15 protein-coding genes are annotated in these 21,330 nt (G+C 69.2%); 7 read left to right on the top strand and 8 right to left on the bottom strand.

Annotated elements, in window-relative coordinates:
* Nucleotides 1-54: 54 nt before the first annotated feature.
* From typA to BZG35_RS00065, 3 genes are all read right to left on the bottom strand, one after another.
* Nucleotides 55-1,887: a translational GTPase TypA gene (gene typA / locus BZG35_RS00075; protein WP_077353735.1), complete on the bottom strand. Its 1,833-nt coding sequence runs from the start codon at nt 1,885-1,887 to the stop codon at nt 55-57.
* A gap of 239 nt (nt 1,888-2,126) precedes the next feature.
* Nucleotides 2,127-4,178, bottom strand: coding sequence for an OPT family oligopeptide transporter (locus BZG35_RS00070; protein WP_077353734.1), 2,052 nt, complete (start codon nt 4,176-4,178; stop codon nt 2,127-2,129).
* An 83-nt stretch (nt 4,179-4,261) separates the two neighbouring features.
* On the bottom strand, nt 4,262-5,086 hold the full coding sequence (locus BZG35_RS00065; protein WP_077353733.1) for a phosphatase PAP2 family protein: 825 nt from the start codon (nt 5,084-5,086) through the stop codon (nt 4,262-4,264).
* Nucleotides 5,087-5,278: 192 nt separating this feature from the next.
* On the opposite strand from BZG35_RS00065, the gene mutM reads away from it, so the two are divergent.
* From mutM to BZG35_RS00050, 3 genes are all read left to right on the top strand, one after another.
* Nucleotides 5,279-6,142, top strand: coding sequence for a bifunctional DNA-formamidopyrimidine glycosylase/DNA-(apurinic or apyrimidinic site) lyase (gene mutM, locus BZG35_RS00060; protein ID WP_077353732.1), 864 nt, complete (start codon nt 5,279-5,281; stop codon nt 6,140-6,142).
* Nucleotide 6,143: 1 nt separating this feature from the next.
* Nucleotides 6,144-6,677, top strand: a complete 534-nt coding sequence (locus BZG35_RS00055) for a DUF1697 domain-containing protein (RefSeq protein WP_171981840.1) — start codon at nt 6,144-6,146, stop codon at nt 6,675-6,677.
* Nucleotides 6,678-6,754: 77 nt separating this feature from the next.
* A complete protein-coding gene (locus tag BZG35_RS00050; protein WP_077357664.1) occupies nt 6,755-7,690 on the top strand; it encodes a pirin family protein in 936 nt (311 codons plus the stop codon).
* A 3-nt stretch (nt 7,691-7,693) separates the two neighbouring features.
* Here the strand turns inward: BZG35_RS00050 and BZG35_RS00045 are convergent, their stop codons facing one another.
* Nucleotides 7,694-9,037 carry a S9 family peptidase gene (locus BZG35_RS00045; RefSeq protein ID WP_150125870.1) on the bottom strand — a complete coding sequence of 448 codons (1,344 nt, stop codon included), beginning with the start codon at nt 9,035-9,037 and terminating at the stop codon, nt 7,694-7,696.
* 41 nt (nt 9,038-9,078) lie between these two features.
* Between BZG35_RS00045 and BZG35_RS00040 the strand changes: the two genes are divergently transcribed.
* On the top strand, nt 9,079-10,170 hold the full coding sequence (locus BZG35_RS00040; RefSeq protein WP_253189222.1) for an alpha/beta fold hydrolase: 1,092 nt from the start codon (nt 9,079-9,081) through the stop codon (nt 10,168-10,170).
* A gap of 242 nt (nt 10,171-10,412) precedes the next feature.
* Nucleotides 10,413-11,240, top strand: a complete 828-nt coding sequence (locus BZG35_RS00035; RefSeq protein ID WP_253189221.1) for an aldo/keto reductase — start codon at nt 10,413-10,415, stop codon at nt 11,238-11,240.
* 186 nt (nt 11,241-11,426) lie between these two features.
* Here BZG35_RS00035 and gyrB read toward each other — a convergent pair whose 3' ends face one another.
* Nucleotides 11,427-13,874, bottom strand: a complete 2,448-nt coding sequence (gyrB, locus tag BZG35_RS00030; RefSeq protein WP_077353727.1) for a DNA topoisomerase (ATP-hydrolyzing) subunit B — start codon at nt 13,872-13,874, stop codon at nt 11,427-11,429.
* 232 nt (nt 13,875-14,106) lie between these two features.
* Between gyrB and BZG35_RS00025 the strand changes: the two genes are divergently transcribed.
* On the top strand, nt 14,107-15,330 hold the full coding sequence (locus BZG35_RS00025; RefSeq protein ID WP_077353726.1) for a cation:proton antiporter: 1,224 nt from the start codon (nt 14,107-14,109) through the stop codon (nt 15,328-15,330).
* A gap of 161 nt (nt 15,331-15,491) precedes the next feature.
* Here the strand turns inward: BZG35_RS00025 and recF are convergent, their stop codons facing one another.
* Nucleotides 15,492-16,637, bottom strand: coding sequence for a DNA replication/repair protein RecF (recF, locus tag BZG35_RS00020; RefSeq protein WP_077353725.1), 1,146 nt, complete (start codon nt 16,635-16,637; stop codon nt 15,492-15,494).
* Between the two features lie 110 nt (nt 16,638-16,747).
* Here recF and BZG35_RS00015 point away from each other — a divergent pair, with 110 nt between their 5' ends.
* A complete protein-coding gene (locus BZG35_RS00015) occupies nt 16,748-18,049 on the top strand; it encodes a hypothetical protein (protein ID WP_077353724.1) in 1,302 nt (433 codons plus the stop codon).
* 10 nt (nt 18,050-18,059) lie between these two features.
* On the opposite strand, the gene dnaN is transcribed toward BZG35_RS00015, so the two are convergent.
* Together dnaN and dnaA are read right to left on the bottom strand one after the other, a co-directional pair.
* Entirely contained in the window at nt 18,060-19,178 is a 1,119-nt protein-coding gene (gene dnaN / locus BZG35_RS00010) for a DNA polymerase III subunit beta (RefSeq protein WP_077353723.1), read from the bottom strand.
* 281 nt (nt 19,179-19,459) lie between these two features.
* Nucleotides 19,460-20,896 carry a chromosomal replication initiator protein DnaA gene (gene dnaA, locus BZG35_RS00005; RefSeq protein ID WP_077353722.1) on the bottom strand — a complete coding sequence of 479 codons (1,437 nt, stop codon included), beginning with the start codon at nt 20,894-20,896 and terminating at the stop codon, nt 19,460-19,462.
* Nucleotides 20,897-21,330 lie beyond the last annotated feature (434 nt).

Here is a 21,330-nt window from a genome sequence, read left to right as displayed (position 1 = left end):
GGCTGGCGGCTCACGCGAGCCGACACCCGTCACCAACCACCAGCCACATGGTGCCTATTCGGGACGCTGGCGCTTCTTGCGGAACGAGGGGTTCAGCGTCTGTTTGCGCAGGCGGATCGACTTGGGCGTGACCTCGACCAGCTCGTCGTCGGAGATGTAGGCGATGGCCTGCTCCAGCGACATCTGGCGCGGCGGGGTCAGGCGCACGGCCTCGTCCTTGCCGGAGGCGCGGACGTTGGTCAGCTGCTTGCCCTTGATCGGGTTGACGTCGAGATCGTCCCAGCGGGCGTTCTCGCCGATGATCATGCCTTCGTAGGTCTTCTCGCCGGCGCCGACGAACATGACGCCGCGATCCTCGAGGTTCCACAGGGCGAAGGCGGCGGTCTCGCCGTCGGAGTTGGAGATCAGCACGCCCTTCAGACGGCCGGCGATCTCGCCCTTGAACGGCTCGTAGTGGCTGAACACGCGGTTCAGCACGCCCGAACCGCGCGTGTCGGTCAGGAACTCGCCCTGATAGCCGATCAGCGAACGCGACGGGCATTTCAGCTGGATGCGGGTCTTGCCGGCGCCCGACGGGCCCATGTCGGTCATCTCGGCCTTACGCGCCGACAGTTTCTCGATGACGATGCCGCTGAACTCGTCGTCGACGTCGATCATGACGTCCTCGATGGGCTCCAGCTTCTCGCCGTTCGGGCCTTCCTGGAACACCACGCGGGGACGCGAGATCGAGACCTCGAAGCCTTCGCGGCGCATGTTCTCGATCAGCACGCCCAGCTGCAGTTCGCCCCGGCCGGCCACTTCGTAGGCGTCGCCGCCTTCGGTGGTGGTCACGCGGATGGCGACGTTGGCCTCGGCCTCCTTCAGCAGGCGGTCACGGATGACGCGCGACTGAACCTTGTCGCCTTCGCGGCCGGCCAGGGGGCTGTCGTTGACCGAGACGGTCATGGAGATGGTCGGCGGATCGATCGGCTGGGCGGGCAGGGCGTCGGTGACTTCCATGGCGCACAGGGTGTCGGCCACGGTGGCCTTGGACATGCCGGCGATGGCGACGATGTCGCCCGCTTCCGAACCCTCGTCCAGGGCGGTGCGCTTCAGGCCGCGGAAGGCCAGGACCTTGGTGATGCGGCCGCGCTCGATCTCCTTGCCGTCGCGGTCCAGGGCGTGGATCGCCATGCCCGGGATGGCCTTGCCGCTCTCGATCCGGCCGGTCAGCAGACGGCCCAGGAAGGGGTCGGACTCGATCAGAACGTTCAGGATCTGGAACGGCTTGTCCTTGTTGTCCTGCACCTTGGGCGGCGGGACGTGGTCGACGATCAGGTCGAACAGGGGGGCCAGGTTGTCGTTGGGCTGGTTCAGATCCATCGTCGCCCAGCCGTTGCGGCCCGAGGCGTAGATGTGGGGGAAGTCCAGCTGCTCGTCGGTCGCGCCGATCGCGGCGAACAGGTCGAAGGCCTCGTTGTGGACCCGGTCCGGGTCGGCGTGGGCGCGGTCGACCTTGTTGATGCAGAGGATGGGCTTCAGCCCCATCTTCAACGCCTTGGTCAGCACGAACTTGGTCTGGGGCATGACGCCCTCTTCGGCGTCGACCAGGATGACGCAGCCGTCCACCATGCCCAGGATGCGCTCGACCTCGCCGCCGAAGTCGGCGTGACCCGGGGTGTCGATGATGTTGATGCGCGTCTCGCCCGCCTTGCCGTTCCAGAGCACCGAGGTGCATTTGGCCAGGATGGTGATGCCGCGCTCTTTTTCCTGGTCGTTGGAGTCCATCGCCCGTTCGGTCTGGGCCTCGTTGGCTCGGAAGACGCCGGACTGGGCCAGCAGCTGGTCCACCAGGGTGGTCTTGCCGTGGTCGACGTGGGCGATGATGGCGACGTTGCGTAGGTTCATGGGTCGTTCAATGCGAAAAGGCGGCCGACAGGATGCGGGGGCCGCTCGTTAGGGGCGTCATGCGGGGAGCGCGCGCCTCTTACAGCGTGGCAGCGCGAAAGGCCATAGCTGGGGAGGAGGGGGTAGGTCTTAGGTCTTAGGTCTTAGGGATTGAGCAGGGGTCGCGGTATCTGACCATTCGATCCTAAGCCCTAAGCCCTAAGCCCTAAGCCCTAAGCCCTAAGCCCTCAGCCCTTTCCTCAAACCTTCTCCGCCCGCCCGCGCACCCAGCGGTACAGGGCGAAGGTCAGGACCGCGAACACCGCGATCCCCGACAGCATGGCCGGCCAGGCCGAGCCCTCGGGCAGCATGGCGAAGGGAGCGTCGTCGCCGGTGGAGACGATGACCCCGGCGGTCATGACCAGGAACAGGCTCTCGCCGACGATCAGGCCCGAGGCCAGCAGCACGCCCATCCGACGGCCGACGTCGGCGAAGCGGGTGGTCTTGATCGCCTTGTCGTAGAGCCAGCCGCACACCGCGCCGATGACCAGCATCGTCGTGACGGCGGCCGGCAGGTAGAAGCCGATGCCCACCGCCAGCGGCGGCAGCTTGACCTTGCCCTTCGTGGAGGCGTTCAGCACGGCGTCGGCGATGATGATGACCACGCCGATACAGGCCCCCAGGCCGATCAGGTCCCAGCGCAGGTCGCCGCCGATGACGCCGCGCGCCAGGGCCGAGATCAGCGTCGCCTGGGGCGCGGCCAGGGGTTCGTCGGCGATCCCGGGGGGGCCTCCGGCGAAGCCGAAGGCCTGGTTCAGCAGGTTGAGGATCAGGGGGATGACCAGGGCCCCGGCGGCGACGCCCACGATCAGGGCGGTCTGCTGACGCCAGGGCGTGGCCTCGACCAGCTGGCCGGTCTTCAGGTCCTGCAGGTTGTCGTTGGCGATCACGGCCACGGCGAAGACGATGGCGGTGACGATCAGGGCGAAGGCCACGACCGAGGGATCGGCGGGCACGCCGGCCAGGGCCAGGACGCCCAGCATGAGCACCGAGGCGATGACCACGGCCAGGATGCCGACGCCCGACACCGGGCTGTTGGACGATCCGATCAGCCCGGCCATGTAGCCGCAGATGGCGGCCACGGCGAAGCCGACCACCACCACATAGATCAGGCCGCCCGCGACCAGCAGTCCGGTCGATCCGGCCAGGGTCGGATTACCCTGGGCGAACCAGGCCAGGATGCCGGCGATGCCGACCAGGCAGGCCAGCGACAGGCCGGCCACGATGGTCATGGGGATGTCCTGCTCGGTCCGGGCCAGGACCTCGCCCGCGCTGCGCCTGCGGTTGGCGGCCAGGGCGGAGGTGAGCCCGCCGATCAGGGGGCCGGCCAGTTTGATCAGGGTCCAGAGGGCGGCGACGCCGATCACGCCGGCCCCCATAAACCGGACCTCGCGGGCCCAGACCGTGGTGGCCAGTTCCTCGGCCCCGACGCCGACCGGCAGGGTGGTGGCGATCGAGGGAATGCCGTTGGCGGTCAGCCAGGCGATGGTGTCGGGGCTGGTCAGGATCGGCACGGCGATGCCCCAGGCCAGCAGCAGACCGAAGGCCTGGGCCAGGCCGACGCTGAGGCCGATCAGATGGCCGGCGCCCAGCAGGGCGAACTGCATGCCGAAGCCGAGGCCCGTCGCCCCGCCGCCCAGGGAGGCGGGCAGGCGGATGAACCGCGCCGCCTCGCCCGCGAAGACCCGGCCCGCGACCAGCAGGGCATAGCCGGCCGAGACCAGGGCCCCGGTGACGACGACCCACAGGCCCGAGGCGTTCTCGCGCACGGCGCTCTCGGTCTGTTCGGCCCCACGCGAGCCGACGGTCAGGACCTCGGCGGCGGCGACGCCCTCGGGGTAGGGCAGGCCCGCCTCGACCACCAGGGCGCGGCGCAGGGGGATCGAGAAGGTCACGCCCAGGATCCCGCCGAACACGCAGATCAGCACCGATTCCCAGAACGGAAAGTCCAGCCACCAGCCGACCATGACCAGGCCCGGCAGGACGAAGATGATCGAGCTCATAGCCCCGCCGACCGAGGCGACAGTCTGGACCGTCATGTTTTCCCAGATCGTCGAGGTCTTGAACAGCCGCAGGATGGCCATGGAGATGACCGCCGCCGGGATGGCCGAGGCGAAGGTCAGCCCGACCTTGAGGCCTAGATAGGTGTTGGCGGCGGTGAAGATCACCGCCAGCAGACAGCCCAGGACCAGGGCGCGCAGGGTCAGTTCGATACGCCCAGCGGGCTTGGCGGGGGCGGGCGTGTCGGTCATTCGGCGGTCCTCGCGGTCGATCCGCGCGACCTAATCGACAAAACCCCGCTTCGGCAACGCCCCTGTGCCGAGAGGCGACCGGATCAGGCGGCCTGGGGCCGGCCCCGCTGGGCCCGGCGCGCGCGGCGCGCCTCGACCGGACATTTCAGCATCAGCCGGTGCAGCACGGCGAGCACCAGGCCGACGATGGCCCAGGACAGCAGCGTGTCCGACAGGAAATGCCCCCCGAACGCCATCCGGTTCAGCGACAGGGCCGCGCCATAGATGACCACGGCCGGCACGGTCCAGCGCCGCCATTCCGGGGGTGTCATCAGGAAGACGGCCGCCACCATCCAGGCGGCGGACGAGGCCTCGCCCGAGACGAAGGAACAGTTGCTGGCGCAGCCGTCGCTGATCGTCCAGGCGGGGGTGAAGGTCGTCTCGCCGCCGAACTGGTCGACCTGAATCGGACGGGGGCGGCCCCACATCGACTTCAGCAGGCCGTTAACGATCAGGCCCGGCCCGATCGCCAGACCGGCCAGCAGGACCAGCGCCCGGCGGCTGTAGCGCGGAACTCGACCCGCCCGTGCGCGCAGCCCGAGAACCACCGCGCCGAGCAGACCCAGGACGATCGTCAGCAGCACATAGGTCGAGGATTTGCGCAGGGCCTTCAGAACCGGGTCGCCGGCCAGGGCGAAGCCGCCGTCAACGTCATAGAACAGCCGGGTGACCGCCAGATCCACGCCGGGCAGGACGATGAAATAGACGGACAGGGCCAGCACGACGAGGGCGGCCACGGCGACGGGCTCGTCCAGGCGCAGGCCGGCGGCCAGGGACAGCCGCACCCGCGTGGCCTCGCGCCGCAGCCCGTGCCACGAGACCCGTGGCCGCGCGCGACCGCGTGGGGTGTCTGTCGTGATATGCGCCATCGAACCCCCCGATACGAAGCTTTGCGATCGCAATGCCCGGCCTTTGCGGCGACCATGGCACAGGGGTGTAGGGGTTCGATGTAGGTAAGATTGCGGTTCCGTGCAGATCGATCCGTGTTCGGTGATAACGGCCAAGCTCGAGGTCCCGCCGGCGGGTCTTCACCCGGCCGGCCGGGTCCGCTAGACCGCGCCATGCCTGAACTTCCCGAGGTCGAGACGGTCCGCCGGGGCCTGGAGCCGGTGCTGTTCGGGGCGCGTCTGACCCATGTGCGACAGAACCGCCCGGACCTGCGGTTTCCCTTTCCCGAGCGGTTCGTGGAGCGGCTTCAGGGGGCGCGCGTCGAAGGCATCGCGCGGCGGGCCAAATATCTGCTGACGGCCCTGTCCACCGGCGAGACCTGGGTCACCCACCTGGGCATGACGGGACGGTTCACCGTCGACGGCGAGCAGCTGGGCGAGTTCGAGGAACCGGCCCCCATCAGCGGCAAGCACGAGCATATGAGCCTGTGCGCGCTGCGGGACGGGGCGGCGACCCGGATCGGCTTCGCCGACGCGCGCCGGTTCGGCTTCATGGGGCTGATCGCCACCGACGCGGTCCAAGCGCACCCCTGGTTCGCCGGCCTGGGGCCCGAGCCGCTCGGGAACGGCTTCTCCGGCGCTCACCTGGCCGAGGCCTTCGACGGCAAGACACAGACCATCAAGGTGTCGCTGCTGGACCAGCGGATCGTGGCCGGGCTGGGCAATATCTATGTCTGCGAGGCTTTGTACCGGGCGCGGATCTCGCCCAGGATCGCGGCGGGCAAGGTCTCGCGGCCGCGGCTGGAGCGGCTGGCGGTCGTGGTCCGCGACGTGCTGAACGACGCCATCGCGGCGGGCGGCTCGACGCTGCGCGACTTCGCCAACGCCGACGGCGGCCAGGGCTATTTCCAGCACCGGTTCGACGTCTATGGCCGCGAAGGCGAACCCTGCAACGGCGACGACTGCACGGGGGTGGTCAAGCGCATCGTCCAGGGCGGCCGCTCGACCTTCTACTGCCCCAGCTGTCAGAGGCGCTGACATGGATCACCGCATCATCCTGTTCCGCGCCATGAACACGGGCGGCGTCCGCGCGGCGGTCGGCGAGCAGCGCGCGATGGCCGAGGCCATGGGGCTTGACAACCCGCGCACCCTGCTGGCCAGCGGCAATCTGGTGGTCGAGAGCGACCGGGACCCGGCCGAACTGGAGGCGGCGATCGAGGCGGAGACCGAGGTCCGGTTCGGCCGGCGGATCGAGACCCTGGTCCGCACCCCCGCCCAATGGGCGTCGATGATGGCCGCCAATCCCTTTCCGGACGCGGCGCTGACCGATCCGGCGAAGCTGCTGGTCATGGTGATGAAGGGCGAGATCGAACCCGGGGCGGTCGCCGCCCTGCGCGCCTTCGCGACCGGAGACGAGGCGGTCGAGGCGGTGGGCGGCGATCTGTTCCTGTGGCACCCGCACGGAATCGGATCGTCGAAGATGGCGGAAAAGGCTCAGCCGCGTCTGATCGGCATCGGCACGGGCCGCAACTGGAACACGGTGGCGAAGCTGGCGGCCATGGTCGGACTCTGAGCCTGCGGGCTTGAACCCGCCCCCCTTGCCGGGCGATGCTGGGCGGACACGGCCCGTTGGCCCAGGGAGCGACCGACATGATCGAGATGGTGATCGACGCGCGCAGGAAGGACCTGGGCGGGTTCGAGGTCGGGCGGATCCTGCCGTTCCATTCGCGCCGGATGGTCGGGCCCTTCATCTTCCTGGATCACATGGGCCCGGCCGAGTTCGCGCCGGGGGCCGAGGCGATCAACGTCCGCCCCCACCCGCACATCGGCCTGTCGACCCTGACCTATCTGTTCGAGGGCGAGATCATGCACCGCGACAGCACGGGGGCCACCCAGGCGATCCGGCCGGGCGAGGTCAACTGGATGACGGCCGGCAAGGGCATCGTCCATTCCGAGCGCACCGATCCCCTGAAGAAGGCGCAAGGGGGCCCGATGAACGGCATGCAGGCCTGGATCGCCCTGCCGGACGAGGCCGAGGAGATGGATCCCGGCTTCCAGCACTATGGCGAGGATTCCCTGCCCGCCTATGAGAATGGGGGCCTGTTTGCGCGGCTGGTGGCGGGCGAGGCCTATGGGGCCAAGGCCAACGTCGTGACCTCCTCGCCGCTGTTCTACGTCCATTGGGAGATGCAGGCGGGGGTGCGGACCACGCCGCCGCCCGGCAAGGGCACCGGCGGCATGTCCGAGCGGGCGCTGTATGTGGCCAAGGGCTCGATCGAGGTCGGCGACCGCACCTTCCACGAAGGCCAGATGATCGTGCTGGAGCCCAATGCCGAGCCGACGGTCAAGTCCCTGACCCAGGCGACGGTCATGGCGCTTGGCGGCGAACCGGTCGGCCAGCGGCTGATCTGGTGGAATTTCGTCTCCTCCTCCCAGGCCCGGCTGGACCAGGCCAAGGCCGACTGGCAGGCCGGCCGGATGAAGCTGCCCGACGAGGACGATCTGGAGTTCATCCCCCTGCCGGAGGATTCGGCGGTGACCACCCGGTCCGAGCCGATCCAGCCCCCGCCGACGCATCCCGTCTAGGGCTCAGGGCGCGGTCACCTTGACCACCCAGTCCGTCACGGTGGCCAGGGCGACGGGGGCGAGGGTTTCCTCGATCATTCCGTATTCGCCGGGCAAGCCGGTGGTGGCCGTCTGCATCAGGTGATTGAGGCCCGGCAGGACGACGATGTCCGCGTCCGGCTTCAGCCGGGCCAGGACCTCGCGGCTCTGGTCGGCCGGAACGGTCAGATCCCTGGTTCCGTAGACCGCCAGAAGCGGCACCCGCAGGCCCGTCAGCGCCGGACCGGGATCGTAGGCGACGACAGCGCGGTACCAGCCCGAGCTGAGCACGGGGAGGGCGCTCCGGATCTGGTCCGGGCTCTGACCGGCCGCGCTCAGAACGGCCTCGGCGGCGCGCGCGGCCGCCTCCCCGTCGTCCCGGTTGGTGACCACGGCCGCCATCAGAGCGCCCTGCATCCGGCGGGCGTCCTCGACCTGCTCGGGCGAGCCACCGCCGGCGGCCGTCAGTCCGGCCGCCTGTTCCGTGACGATCTCGGCCCCGCTCACCGCCGGTCCGGCGATCAGCACCACGAAGGCGACCGGCACGCCAGCCGAGGTGGCGATCAAGGCCGCCGTGCCGCCCTCGCTGTGGCCGATCAGGCCGATGCGGGCCGGGTCGATCTCCGGCCGAGCGCGCAGAAGGTCGACGGCCGCCGCCGCGTCGCCGGCGAAGTCCGCCGTGGTCTCGTCCAGCGACCCGCCGCCCGACCCGCCGACCCCCCGGTCGTCATAGCGCAGCACGGCGATGCCCCGCCGCGTCAGGGTATCCGCCCAGACGGCGAAGGGCCTGTGGTCGAGGATCGTCTCGTCCCGGTCCTGGGCCCCCGACCCGGTCAGCAGCACGACCGCCGGAAACGGCCCGGGTCCCTGCGGCAGGGTCAGGGTGCCGGCCAGGGTGATGCCGTCCCCATTGTTCCGGAAGGTGACGTCCTGGGCGGCATAGGGGAAGGGCGGTTGCGGCGTCTGGGGGCGGTTCGGACCCGCCGGCGCGGCGACGGCCGGGTCTGCCCGCGTCAGGATCAGCGGAAGGGAGCCTCCGCCCTGCGACCAGGCCCCGGTCCAGGTGCCGCCGTCGGCCGAGACCGCCCCCTCGAACCCGCCGCGCACCAAGGGCACGCGGAAGCGGACCACGCCGCCGGTCACGGTCAGGTCGGTCACCGGCATGCCGCGAGCGTTCTGGGCCGGGCTGTCGAGGACGGTCACCGGACCGTCCGGCCCCCGTTCGACCCGCAGGACCAGGGGCAGGGCCGTCCCACCCACGTTCAGGGCCCCTTCCCAGCGACCGATTGGATCGGCCTGGACGGCCGGGGCCGTCACAGCCTGGGTCATGTCCATCGCCATCATCAAACGCGCTCCGGCTGGGGTTCTGCGTGGCGCAGCTTGCCTCCGCCGTGGACGGCTCGCCAGCCCGAAACGGCCCGGTCGGAGCGGATTGCGACGGGTGTGTCGCCGGGGCAGACTATCGCTTCAACGAGAGCCGATCGCCGATGCAGACCCGCACCCTCCGCACCGACGGGCTGAGCCAGCAGGTGCTGGAGAGCGGGCCGGAGGACGGGCCTCTGGTCCTGCTGATCCACGGATTTCCGGAGCTGGGGATCAGCTGGCGGGCGCAGGTGGCGGCCCTGGGCGAGGTGGGATACCGGGCGGTCGCTCCCGACATGCGTGGCTATGGCGGGACGGACAAACCGGAGCGGACCGAGGATCACACGATCCTTCATCTGGTCGGGGACATGGTCGATCTGGTGCGGGCCCTGGGGCGCAGCGACGCCGTCGTCGTCGGTCACGACTGGGGCGCGCCGGTGGCCTGGCACTGCGCCCTGACGCGGCCCGATCTGTTCAGGGCGGTCGCCGGCCTGTCGGTGCCGTTCCAGCCGAGGCGGGCGGGCGGGCCGCCCACCCCGGCCCTGGCGGCGATCGCAAAACGGGCGGGACGGGGCGAATTCTACATGAGCCAGTTCCAGGCCCCGGATGCGCACCGGATCTTCGAGACCGATGGGGCGACGGCGCTGAGGAAGGGCTTCTACAGCTACGACGGGGCGACCCCGCCGGCGCGGCAGTCGACCGGTTTCATCGCGCCCGGCCACGACTTCGTCTCGGAGGTGCCGGACGACGCCACCCTGCCGCCGTGGATGGGCGAGGCCCATTTCGCAGAATATGTCTCGGCCTTCCGCGCCGGGGGATTCAAGGGGCCGTTCGACTGGTACCGGTGCCTGGACCTGAACTGGTCCCTGACCGCCTTTCTGCAGGGGCAGAGAATCCATCAGCCGTCGATGTTCATGGTCGGAGAACGCGATCCGGTCCGCCACTACGCCGGGGCGCATGAGGCGAAGCAGGCGGACTGGCTGACGGACCTGCGCGGCCAGACGGTGCTGCCGGGGGCCGGTCACTGGCTGCAGCAGGAACGGCCGGACGCGGTCAACGCCGCCCTGATCGAGTTTCTCGCCACGCTTTCGTCGGTGTGAAAAACACCGTCCGACCCGTCCGACCCGTCCGCCTCGTGCGTACCGCTGATGTCCGACGTCGCCCGGCATGGCTCCCCCTGCGTCCGGTGCCATCATAGGCCATGCCGGGACCGTGCTGGGTTCACACCCTCATCTTTCGGGATGGGCGCTGATCGGATTGAGGAAATTCCGGTCAGTGCGGATGATCCGCGCTGGCTTGGCACCGAAGCGGGTCATCGTGCATTGTCGTTCGCATGACGCGCATGACCAGCTTCTCCGACGGCACCTCCGTTCCCATCCTCGGCCAGGGGACATGGATGATCGGCGACGATCCGGCCAAACGCGACGCCGAGCAGGCGGCGCTGTCGCGCGGCATCGACCTGGGCCTGACCCTGATCGACACGGCGGAGCTGTACGGCGACGGCCGGTCCGAGCGGCTGGTGGGCGAGGTCATCGCCGGGCGGCGCGAGGAGGTTTTCCTGGTCTCCAAGATCAAGCCCGAGAACGCGGGCGAGATGACCATGATGCTCCACTGCGAGAAGTCGCTGGAGCGGCTCGGGGTCGAGCGGCTGGACCTGTATCTGCTGCACTGGTCGAGCCGCCATCCGCTGGAGGAGATCGTCGCCGGGTTCGAGGAGCTGATCGACGAGGGGCTGATCGCGCGCTGGGGCGTGTCCAACCTCGACACCCGGGCCATGACCAAGCTGGAGGCGATCGAGGGCGGCGACCTCTGCTCGACCAACCAGGTCCTGTACAATCTCGGCTCGCGCGGGGTGGAGTTCGACCTGATGCCCTGGTCGCAGGAGCGGATCATGCCGCTGATGGCCTATTCGCCGCTGGGCCGGGGCGATCTGCTGAACCATCCGGCGCTGCAGACCGTGGCCGACCGCCACGACGCCACGCCGGCCCAGATCGCCCTGGCGGCCGTGATGCGCCAGGAGGGGGTGATCGCCATCCCCAAGGCCTCGAGCGTCGACCACGTCGAGGCCAACGCCGCCGCGCTCGAGATCGAACTGGACGCCGAGGACCTGGCGGTGCTGGACCGGGCGTTTCCGCCGCCGACGACGAGTCAGCCGCTGGATATCATCTGAGTTGAGAAGCCCTTCCCCCGCCCTTCGCGGGGGAATGCGGCCCGTCGATCGCGCAGCGATCCAGGGCCGATGGGGGAAGTCTTGCTTGCTTTGGCAGGAGAACAGGTTCCCCCATCCGTCCTGTTCTCGCTTCGCTCGAAGACGGACGGCCTTCCCCCGCGAAGGGCGGGGGAAGGGCTTGGCTGTCTAGACGTCCACCGCCGCGTCCAGGGCGTTGTCCTGGATGAACTCGCGGCGCGGTTCGACGACGTCGCCCATCAGCTTGGCGAACAGGTCGTCGGCGTCGTCGGCGTGGTCGACCTGGACGCGCAGAAGGGTGCGGGCGTTGACGTCCAGCGTGGTCTCCCACAGCTGCTCGGGGTTCATCTCGCCCAGACCCTTGTAGCGCTGGATCTTCAGCCCCTTCTTGCCGGCGTCGAGCACGGCGTTCAGCAGGTCGATCGGGCCGCGGATGGTCGTGGTGGTCTCGCGGCGGCGATAGACGGCGGGGGCGTCGAACAGGCCCTCGAAGGCCGCGGCGCGTTCGGCCAGGCGGCGGCCGTCCAGCGAGCGGAGCAGGGCCTCCTCCAGAACGACGGTTTCCTGCACCGCGCGACGGCTGCGGCCGAAGACGACGGCCCCCTGTTCGCCGGGCGCGCCCGACCAGGACCCGTCGCCCTCTTCCGCATAGAGGTTCAGGCGGTCGGCGGCGGCGGATGACGCCCCCACCATGTCCGCGTCCTCGGCGAACAGACCGGCCAGGGCCGACTGTTCGATGGCGAAGGCCGGGGCGCGCTGGCTCAGGCGATCGACCTGGGCCTTGAAGGCCTTGGCGTCGCGGACCAGGGCCTGCAGGTCGTGGCCGGTGCGGCGCTCGCCCGTGGCCAGATCCAGCTCGGCGTCCGACGATCCCTCCTCGATCAGATAGGAGTCCATCTCTGCCTGATCCTTCAGGTAGCGGCTGCGCTTGCCCTTCTCGACCTTGTACAACGGCGGCTGGGCGATGAAGACGTGGCCGCGCTCGATCAGCTCGGGCATCTGGCGATAGAAGAAGGTCAGCAGCAGGGTCCGGATGTGGGCGCCGTCGACGTCGGCGTCGGCCATCAGAATGATCTTGTGATAGCGCAGCTTGTCGGCGTTGAAGTCGTCGCGGCCGATGCCGGTGCCGAGCGCCAGGATCAGGGTCCCGATCAGCTCGGACGACAGCATCCGGTCGAACCGGGCGCGCTCGACGTTCAGGATCTTGCCCCGCAGCGGCAGGACGGCCTGGTTCTCGCGGTTGCGGGCCTGTTTGGCCGAGCCGCCGGCGGAATCGCCCTCGACGATGAACAGTTCGGACTTGGCCGGATCGCGTTCCTGACAGTCGGCCAGCTTGCCGGGCAGGGAGCTGATATCGAGCGCCGACTTGCGCCGGGTCAGGTCGCGGGCCTTGCGCGCCGCCTCACGGGCGGAGGCCGCCTCGATGATCTTGGCGACGATGGCCTTGGCCTCGACCGGGTGTTCCTCGAACCACTGGTTCAGGCCGTCGGTGCACAGCCCCTCGACCGCCGGGCGGACCTCCGAGGAGACCAGCTTGTCCTTGGTCTGGGAGCTGAATTTGGGATCCGGCACCTTGACCGACAGGACGCAGGTCAGGCCCTCGCGGGCGTCCTCGCCGGTCGGGGCGACCTTCTCCTTCTTCAGGGCGCCCGAGCTTTCCATATAGGCCCCCATGACCTTGGTCAGGCTGGTGCGGAAGGCCGACAGGTGGGTGCCGCCGTCGCGCTGGGGGATGTTGTTGGTGAAGCACAGCATGGTCTCGTGGTAGGAATCGTTCCACCAAAGGGCCAGGTCGATCTCGATGTTGTCGCGCTTGCCGCGAATGACGATGACGTCCTTCAGGATCGGCGTCTTGGACTTGTCGAGATGGCGCACGAAGGCCTCGACGCCCCCTTCATAGTGCAGGATCTCCTCGAACGGCTCGACGCCGCGATGGTCCTGCAGCTTGATGACCACGCCCGAGTTCAGGAAGGCCAGCTCGCGCAGCCGGTGCTCCAGCGTCTTCAGGTCGAAGTCGATGTGGGCGAAGGTCGTGACCGACGGATAGAAGGTGACCTGGGTGCCGGACAGCACCTTGCCGTTGTCGCGCATCGGGGCCTCGCCCGTGACCCGCAGGCTCTCGACCGTGTCGCCGCGCTCGAACTTCATCTCGTGGCGCTGGCCGTTGCGGAAGATCACCAGTTTCAGCCAGTCGGACAGGGCGTTGACGACAGACACACCGACGCCGTGCAGGCCGCCGGAGACCTTGTAGGAGTTCTGGTCGAACTTCCCGCCCGCGTGCAGCTGGGTCATGATGACCTCGGCCGCCGAGACGCCCTCCTCGGCGTGGATGTCGACCGGGATGCCGCGCCCGTTGTCGGTCACGGTGACCGAGCCGTCGGCGTTCAGGATCACCTCGACCAGGTCGGCGTGGCCGGCCAGGGCCTCGTCGATGGCGTTGTCGACCACCTCATAGACCATGTGGTGCAGGCCCGAGCCGTCGTCGGTGTCGCCGATATACATGCCCGGGCGTTTGCGCACCGCGTCCAGGCCTTTGAGAACCTTGATGGATTCGGCGCCATAGGCGGCCTCTTCGGCATTGTCGGCGGTACGTTCGTGCAGGGGTTCGTCGGTCATTCGGTCGTCCGGAGACGCGGGTGCTTCGGGCCGCGCCGTGCGCCGCCCCACCCGCTGAAAAGGGTCGCGTCCCGACGTGGCGATTCACCGCGTCGGGATATGAAGTTTATATAGGAATTTCCGCGCCAAAAGCGAGCGAACAAGCGCAGCCGCACGGGTTGCGAATGGGCCGACCCGCCCCATATTTTGGGCTCACCCATCGAAAGACCCACCACCGACGCCCGGAGCGCCGATGCCGCATGCCGACAGCCTGATCTCCACCCTCGTCGCCGGCTTCGTGCTGGCCTTCGTGTTCGGGATGATCGCCAACCGGCTGAAGCTGTCGCCCCTGGTCGGATACCTCGTCGCGGGCGTCGTGGTCGGGCCCTACACCATCGGGTTTGTCGCCGACACCACCCTGGCCCCGCAGCTGGCCGAGATCGGGGTGATCCTGCTGATGTTCGGCGTCGGTCTGCATTTCTCGCCCGCCGATCTCATGAAGGTGCGCAAGGTCGCCATCCCCGGGGCCCTCGTGCAGATCGTCTCGGCCACGGCCCTGGGCTGGGCTCTGGGGCGGTTCCTGCTGGGGCTGGGCGACGTCGAGGCCCTGCTGATGGGGTTCGCCCTGTCGGTGGCCTCGACCGTGGTGCTGATCCGCGCGCTGGAGGAGCGCAACCAGGGCCGGGGCGAGGTGGGTCGCATCGCCGTGGGCTGGCTGATCGTCGAGGACCTGGTCATCGTCCTGGCCCTGGTCCTTCTGCCCATGATCGTGCTGCCGGCGGGCGCGGTGATCGATCCGCAGGCCCTGGGGCTGAACATCGGCTGGACCCTGCTGAAGGTGCTGGGCTTCGTCCTGGCCATGCTGTTCGTCGGCGGGCGGGTGTTGCCCTGGCTGCTGGTGCGGATCGCCCATACCCGGTCGAGGGAACTGTTCACCCTGGGCGTCCTGGCCATCGCGCTCGGCATCGCCTGGATCGCCTATCAGCTGTTCCACTCCTTCGCCCTGGGGGCCTTCCTGGCTGGGCTGGTGCTGAACGGTACGCCGCTGGGGCACAATGCGGCCGAGCGCTCCCTGCCGCTGCGCGACGCCTTCGCCGTGCTGTTCTTCGTCTCGGTGGGCATGCTGTTCGACCCGACCATCCTGTGGCGCGAGCCCCTGTCGGTTCTGGGCGTGCTGGGCATCGTCATCGTCGGCAAGACGATCGCCGCCCTGGCCATCACCACGATCTTCAAGCTGGACCGCGCCACCGGGCTGACGGTGGGGGCCAGCCTGGCCCAGGTGGGGGAGTTCTCCTTCATCCTGGCGGCGCTGGGCATGTCGCTGGGCGGGCTGAGCCAGCAGACCTATGACCTGATCCTGGCGGCGGCCCTGCTGTCGATCTCCCTGAACCCGTTCGTGTTCCGCTTCATGGACAGGATCGGCGGCCAGAGGCCGGGCGCGCGCCCGGCGAACGAGGCCAATCCGGCGACGGCCTGAGCGCCGCAGGCCATAAAAGGTTCATCACAAAGGGCACGAAGAAGAGAAGCCACAAAGTCACGGCGAGATCCTGCTCACGGTCGCATCGACGCTTCCTTCGTGCCCTCTGTGATTCCTTGGTGCTCTTAGTGATGAACCCTTCGGGTTCGGCAGGATCTGAACTAATCCGCAGTTAAGGTCCCGCCCTCCACCCGCACGAAGGCCGCCCGGCCGCGCAGGGGGGCGAACAGATCGGCTTCCGTCCCGGTCATGAAGGCCTGCAGGTCCAGGGCCACGATCTCGTCGAACAGGGCCGCGCGGCGACCGGCGTCCAGATGGGCCGGGGCCTCGTCCAGCAGCAGGACGGGCGGGGCCGGCGTCGGGCCGCCCGTGGCCTTCAGCCGCCCGATCTGGGCCAGGATCAGGTTCAGGACCAGGGCCTTCTGTTCACCCGACGAGCCCTCGGCGGCCGGGCGGTTCTTCTCGCGGTGCAGGGCGGTCAGGTCGGTGCGGTGGGGGCCGAACAGCGAGCGGCCGGCGGCGGCGTCGCGCGGCCGGGCCCGGGCCAGACCCTCGCGGATCTCGGCCGCGATCGTCTCGTCGGAGGCCCCCTCAGCCGCCGCCGTCTCCGCCGCCCCGCTCAGGCCGAGATCGGCCTGGGGGAAGGGGCGGTCGGCGCGCGCGTCGATGGCGGCCTGAAGCACGTCCAGGGCCCGCGCCCGCGCCCCGGCGACCCGCGCCCCGGTCTCGCCCAGCCGGACCTCCAGGGCGTCCAGCCAAAGGGGATCGGCCTCGCGGCCTTCCGCCCCGTCGACCAGCAGCCGCAACCGCTCGCGCAGGGCCTTCTCATAGCCCGCCACCGCCGCCGCATGGCCGGGGTCGGCGGCGAAGACCAGGCGGTCGAAGAATTTCAGCCGTTCGGCCCGGGCGTCGGAGAACAGCCGGTCCTGCTCGGGCGTGGCCCAGACCGGCCGCAGCCAGTCCAGCAACCGCCCCGGCGGCGCGCTCTCGCCCTCGATCCGTACCATCCGCCGCCCGGCCCCGGCGATTTGCACCCCGGTGCCGAGCCGCACGGGATCGCCGTCAGCCCCGTCCAGCGTCAGGGCCACGGCCCAGGCTCGGCCGGTGGCCTCACCCGGCTCCCGGCGGCCCATCTCCTGCGCGGTCGCGGCCCGCAGCCCCTTGCCGGGGGTGAACAGGCTGAGGGCTTCGAGCAGGTTCGTCTTCCCGGCTCCGTTGGGGCCGTGCAGGACGACGGGCCCGGGTCCGACGGACAGGGTGGCGGCGGCATAGGACCGGAAATCGGTGAGGGTGAGGGCGGTGATCAAGGCAGGCTGTCTACACCGGATTGCGAGAGCGGAGGCCAGGGCTGAGGAGAAAGACTCGACGCCTGACGGTGTGTTTGGCACATATCCCGTGTCCTTGGGGGGGGATGGAAATGTTCACACGGCTTTTCGTTGCGCTGACCTGCGCCTGCCTGGCGGCGTGCGTCGCCACGGTCGATCCGATCACGCGGAATGCGCCGTTGAAGATGGCTCTGACCGAGCCGACCGAGGCGTTGGAAGCGCGAGCCGCAGCGGGCGATCGTCAGGCCCAGTATGCGGTATCCTTTCTGGCCCGGATGGGGCTTCGGGGCGTGGCGCGCGACCCGATCCGAGCGGAGGGGCTGAGAGCCCAGGCGGGCGAAAACCTGTCGCGCAGCCAGCCTCTCTACATGCCGGGTGTCAACGGGGCCCCGGGGACTCTGATCTATGCGCAGATCAACGATCCGGGGGTCAGCGATGCGGAGGCCGGACGGCTCGACGTCTGCGGCCTCGCCGTTCTGATGGGGCACCCTGCAACAGGAGGCATGCTGTGCGGCTCGCCGGAGGCCTATATCGACCTGCTGCCGGCGGCGAGCGCCGTGCGACTGGAGATGGCGGCGTCGCAGACGCCGTTGATCGAGCCGGAGCACGTCATCGATTGCGCCGGGACGGACCCACTGTGGAGCGACGCTTCCCGCCGATTGAACGCCTCCGACACAGGGGGGGCAACGGCCGCCACGGATCGCATCATCACGCTTTGCGGCACGGGATCTCGGTCCTGGCACGCGCGGGTCATGCGCTCGGTTCTGGCGCTACAAGCGGGCGAGGCCTCGATGGCCCTAACCCTTCTGGAGCCAGTCCCCAGCCCCGCGCCGGCTCCCATCGGGGCCTTCGGCGACCACGTCCGCATCGCCGCCCTGGACTCCCTCGGCCGGCCCGCCGATGCCGCAGAGGCCCGCACCGCCTTGGCCGCCGCCTCGCTCGCGGCCCTGCGGACTGAGGCAAGCGAGACAGGTCGGAGCGTCGAAACGCGGCCGCTCGGCACGGCCAGCGCTGTGATTTTCGATCGCCCGGTGGGGTATTTTCCCGGCATCCGGAGCCTGAAGACGATTGTGGTGACCGGCGAACCGGCGCGGCTGACGGCGTACCAGCTAACCCGGCACGGCGAGGCCGGGAAGGAGGAAGGGCCGTGGTTCCTCGATGCGTTCGCGTGCGATCGTCGTGCCACGGTCCAGGTGTTCGAAACCGAGCCGGCGCTGGACCAGATCGTCGCTCGGATCGACGCCTATCGCCGGGATGCGGGCCTGATCGTTTCGAGCATGATCAGGAGCGGGGACATGACGTCCGGGGTCTGCCAGTGGCCGGTACAGACGGCCCCCGCGCTCGGTGACGATCCGACCCGGCGCGAGGCCAGCGAGGCCACAGACGCGCCTTAGGCGCCGGTCGTCACACCCGAAGCGGCATCAGCACATACTGGACGCCCGGGTCGCCCGGATCGAGCACAAGGGTCGGGCTGGCCGGGTCGGCGAACAGGAAGGTGGCGTTCTCGCCGGTGATCTGGCCGGCCACGTCCAGCAGGTAGCGGGCATTGAAGCCGATCTCGAACGGGGCTTCGGAATAGCCGATCTCGACCTCCTCCACGCCCTGACCGGCCTCCATGTTGCGCACCGTCAGGGTCACGCGGTCCAGCTCGAAGGCCAGTTTCACCGAGCGGCTCTTCTCGGCCGAGATGGTGGCGACGCGGTCGACGGCGGAGGCGAAGACGGCGTTGTCGATGTCGGCCTGTTTGTCGTTCCCCTTGGGGATCACGCGCATGTAGTCCGGGAAGGCCCCGTCGATGACCTTGGAGGTCAGGGAGGCCTGGCCGAACTCGAAGCGAATCTTCTGCGGGCTGACCGAGATCTCGACCGGGCCGTTGCTGTCGTCCAACAGGCGACGGACCTGATCGATGGTCTTCCGGGGCACGATCACGCCTGGGCCGCCGGCGGCGCCCTCGGGTGCCGGCGTCTCGGCCAGGGCCAGGCGGTGACCGTCGGTGGCCACGGCGCGCAGCAGGGGGATGCCGCCCTCAGCCACCGTGTGCAGGTACAGGCCGTTCAGATAGTAGCGGGTCTCTTCCGTCGAGACCGCGAACCGGGTCTTGTCGATCAGCCGGGCCAGGTCGTCCTTCATCAGGGTGAAACGGGTGCCCGACTGGTCGGTCGACATGACCGGGAAGTCGCCCGCCGGCAGGACCGGCAGGTTGAATTTGGAGCGTCCGGCCTGGACCGTGAGCCGGGGGTCGTCGCCGTTGTAGGTCAGGGCGACCTCGGCCCCGTCCGGCAGTTTGCGCACGATCTCGTACAGGGTGTGGGCGGGGGCGGTGATCTGGCCCTCGACCTGGACCGTCGCGTCCGCCTCGTCGACGATCTCCATGTCCAGATCGGTGGCGGCGAAGCTCAGCCGATCGCGACCGGCCGACAGCAGCACATTGGACAGGATCGGAATGGTGTTCCGGCGTTCGACCACGCTCTGCACATGCCCGAGGGCCTTCAGGAGCGCGGATCGTTCGATGGTCAGTTGCATGTCGTCTCAGGCGTCCGGGGCGAAGGCGGAATCGGGCTTCGCGTCAACAATGGTTCTGGACACTAGAGGATTGCCGGCGCGGGGCAACGGGGGGGTGTGGTGTCCACAGACTTCTCCCTCCCCCTCGGGGGAGGGTGGTCGAGCGAAGCGGAGACCGGGTGGGGGCGGCGAGGCAGGCCACGCAGGTCGGAGTCCGGGTCGCCGGCCGTTCCCACCCCGTCGATGCAAGGGCATCGACGACCCTCCCCCGAGGGGGAGGGAGAAGCAGGAACCCCAGACCCTCAGCCCCGCAGCTTGCGCGTCAGGGCCTCGACGTCCTTGGCGATCTGGTCGTCCAGCGGCATCAGCTCCTCGATCTTGCGCACGCCGTGCAGGACCGTGGTGTGGTCGCGCCCGCCGAAGCGGCGGCCGATGTCTGGATAGGACCGGGTGGTGTGCTGCTTGCACAGCCACATGGCGATCTGGCGCGGCCGGGCGACGGCGCGGGTGCGGCGCTCGCTCAGCAGGTCGGCCTGTTTCATGTTGAAATGCTCGGCCACCGTCTTCTGGATCTCGTCCACGGTGATGCGGCGCTCGGGCCCACCGCGCAGGGCCGACCCCAGCAGGGTGACGGCCTCGTCGACGCCCAGGCTCGACAGCCGCGGACCGGCGGCGGCGGCCAGGGTGTTCACAGCGCCTTCCAGCTCGCGCACCGATCCCGGGGTGCGGTCGACCAGTTGCTCCAGCACGTCGCGCTGGGCCGCGCCGTTGACGACGCCCAGACGGGCGAAGGCGGCGATGCGGTTCTGGGCCACGGCGATCTTCAGCGCCCGGTCGGCGGGTTCGACCGGGCAGGTCAGGCCGGCGGCCAGATGGCTGCGCAGCCGCGGCTCGACCTCGGTCAGGGCCATGGGCGGGCGGTCGGCCGACAGGACGATGCGCTTGCCGTCCTCGATCAGGGCCGTCAGCGTCGACAGCAGCTCCTCCTGGGTCGAGGCCTTGCCGCCGACGAACTGGACGTCGTCCAGCAGCAGCATGTCGGCCGAGCGCAGGCTCTCCTTGAAGGCCGCGGTCGAGCGGTCCTGCATCGCCTTGACGAAGGTCGACAGGAAGCGCTCGGCGGTCAGATAGACGACCTTGGCGTCGGGGCGCAGGCGCTGCGCCTCCCAGGCGATGGCGTTCAGCAGGTGGGTCTTGCCGTAGCCATAGGGGCCGCAGAAGAAGATCGGATTGAAATGGCCGTCGGCCCAGGAGGCCGTCTGGCGGGCGATGGCCAGGGCGAAGGCGTTGCCCTGTCCTTCCACGAAACTGTCGAAGGTCAGGCGCTCCTGCAGGCCGGCGGCGCGGACCGCGCGGGCCCCGTCGGTGACCGGAGCCACGGTCGGGGACACCGGTGTCTCCATCCCCGTCGCCGACAGCGCCTGGGGCCCGACGGCCGACGACGGCGCGGCCGACAAGACCTCGGCGCGGCAGCGCACGTCCAGCCGTCGCGACAGACCGTCCAGCCCCAGCCACAGCTCGTTCAGGCGGCGCAGGGCGTTCTTGCGCACCCAGTCGCGGGCATAGCCGGTCGGGGTGACGAGGATCAGATTGCCGGCCGCGTCGATCCGCACCGCCGAGGGGGCGATATAGGAGCTGAAGGGACCTTCACCGATCTCCGCTCGAAGACGCACCGACGCCTCGTTCCAGATTCGGTCCGGGTCCGTCATGCTCGTTATCGCCACCGCAGCTCCCCCCATCACGCTAGTCACCCCATACTGTCGTTCTCCAAAACCGACGGGTTCCGGACTACGCCGGGAGGGCCTGGACCGGGGACGCATTCTCCCGTCCCGAAAAGCCTGCGCTTTTCGAGTGGGGGCGACCTCGCGGACAGACTTCTCCCGCCGGCGCAGGGCGTGGCCCCGCTCCGTCTTCATCCGTGTGGGGATGGAAGTGCGTTAGAGGCCAAAACTTACGCTCGGGGCGGCGGGGGTCAACGCTGATTCGCGGCCCCCCAATCAACTAAATTGTTTGACTCCGCTAAAGCCAAATCCTGGTTGGAAAAATCCCGATTACAAGGGTTCACCGAGCGCCAGTTTTCCAATGACGACTTATCCGCACACGGCGAAACGGCGAGTAAGCTTAAGCTTACTCGCCGTTGTAATCGTTTGATATTTCGATGACGAGGTCGTGA

Source organism: Brevundimonas sp. LM2 (genome assembly GCF_002002865.1).
Lineage (GTDB): Bacteria > Pseudomonadota > Alphaproteobacteria > Caulobacterales > Caulobacteraceae > Brevundimonas.
This window is presented reverse-complemented; position numbering and strand designations above follow the sequence as displayed.

What these genes read in the sequence shown, in the direction of transcription:
- typA (WP_077353735.1), bottom strand. Translation starts at nt 1,887, where the DNA reads ATGAACCTACGCAACGTCGCCATCATCGCCCACGTCGACCACGGCAAG.
- BZG35_RS00070 (WP_077353734.1), bottom strand. Translation starts at nt 4,178, where the DNA reads ATGACCGACACGCCCGCCCCCGCCAAGCCCGCTGGGCGTATCGAACTG.
- BZG35_RS00065 (WP_077353733.1), bottom strand. Translation starts at nt 5,086, where the DNA reads ATGGCGCATATCACGACAGACACCCCACGCGGTCGCGCGCGGCCACGG.
- mutM (WP_077353732.1), top strand. Translation starts at nt 5,279, where the DNA reads ATGCCTGAACTTCCCGAGGTCGAGACGGTCCGCCGGGGCCTGGAGCCG.
- BZG35_RS00055 (WP_171981840.1), top strand. Translation starts at nt 6,144, where the DNA reads ATGGATCACCGCATCATCCTGTTCCGCGCCATGAACACGGGCGGCGTC.
- BZG35_RS00050 (WP_077357664.1), top strand. Translation starts at nt 6,755, where the DNA reads ATGATCGAGATGGTGATCGACGCGCGCAGGAAGGACCTGGGCGGGTTC.
- BZG35_RS00045 (WP_150125870.1), bottom strand. Translation starts at nt 9,037, where the DNA reads ATGACCCAGGCTGTGACGGCCCCGGCCGTCCAGGCCGATCCAATCGGT.
- BZG35_RS00035 (WP_253189221.1), top strand. Translation starts at nt 10,413, where the DNA reads ATGACCAGCTTCTCCGACGGCACCTCCGTTCCCATCCTCGGCCAGGGG.
- gyrB (WP_077353727.1), bottom strand. Translation starts at nt 13,874, where the DNA reads ATGACCGACGAACCCCTGCACGAACGTACCGCCGACAATGCCGAAGAG.
- BZG35_RS00025 (WP_077353726.1), top strand. Translation starts at nt 14,107, where the DNA reads ATGCCGCATGCCGACAGCCTGATCTCCACCCTCGTCGCCGGCTTCGTG.
- BZG35_RS00015 (WP_077353724.1), top strand. Translation starts at nt 16,748, where the DNA reads ATGTTCACACGGCTTTTCGTTGCGCTGACCTGCGCCTGCCTGGCGGCG.
- dnaN (WP_077353723.1), bottom strand. Translation starts at nt 19,178, where the DNA reads ATGCAACTGACCATCGAACGATCCGCGCTCCTGAAGGCCCTCGGGCAT.
- dnaA (WP_077353722.1), bottom strand. Translation starts at nt 20,896, where the DNA reads ATGGGGGGAGCTGCGGTGGCGATAACGAGCATGACGGACCCGGACCGA.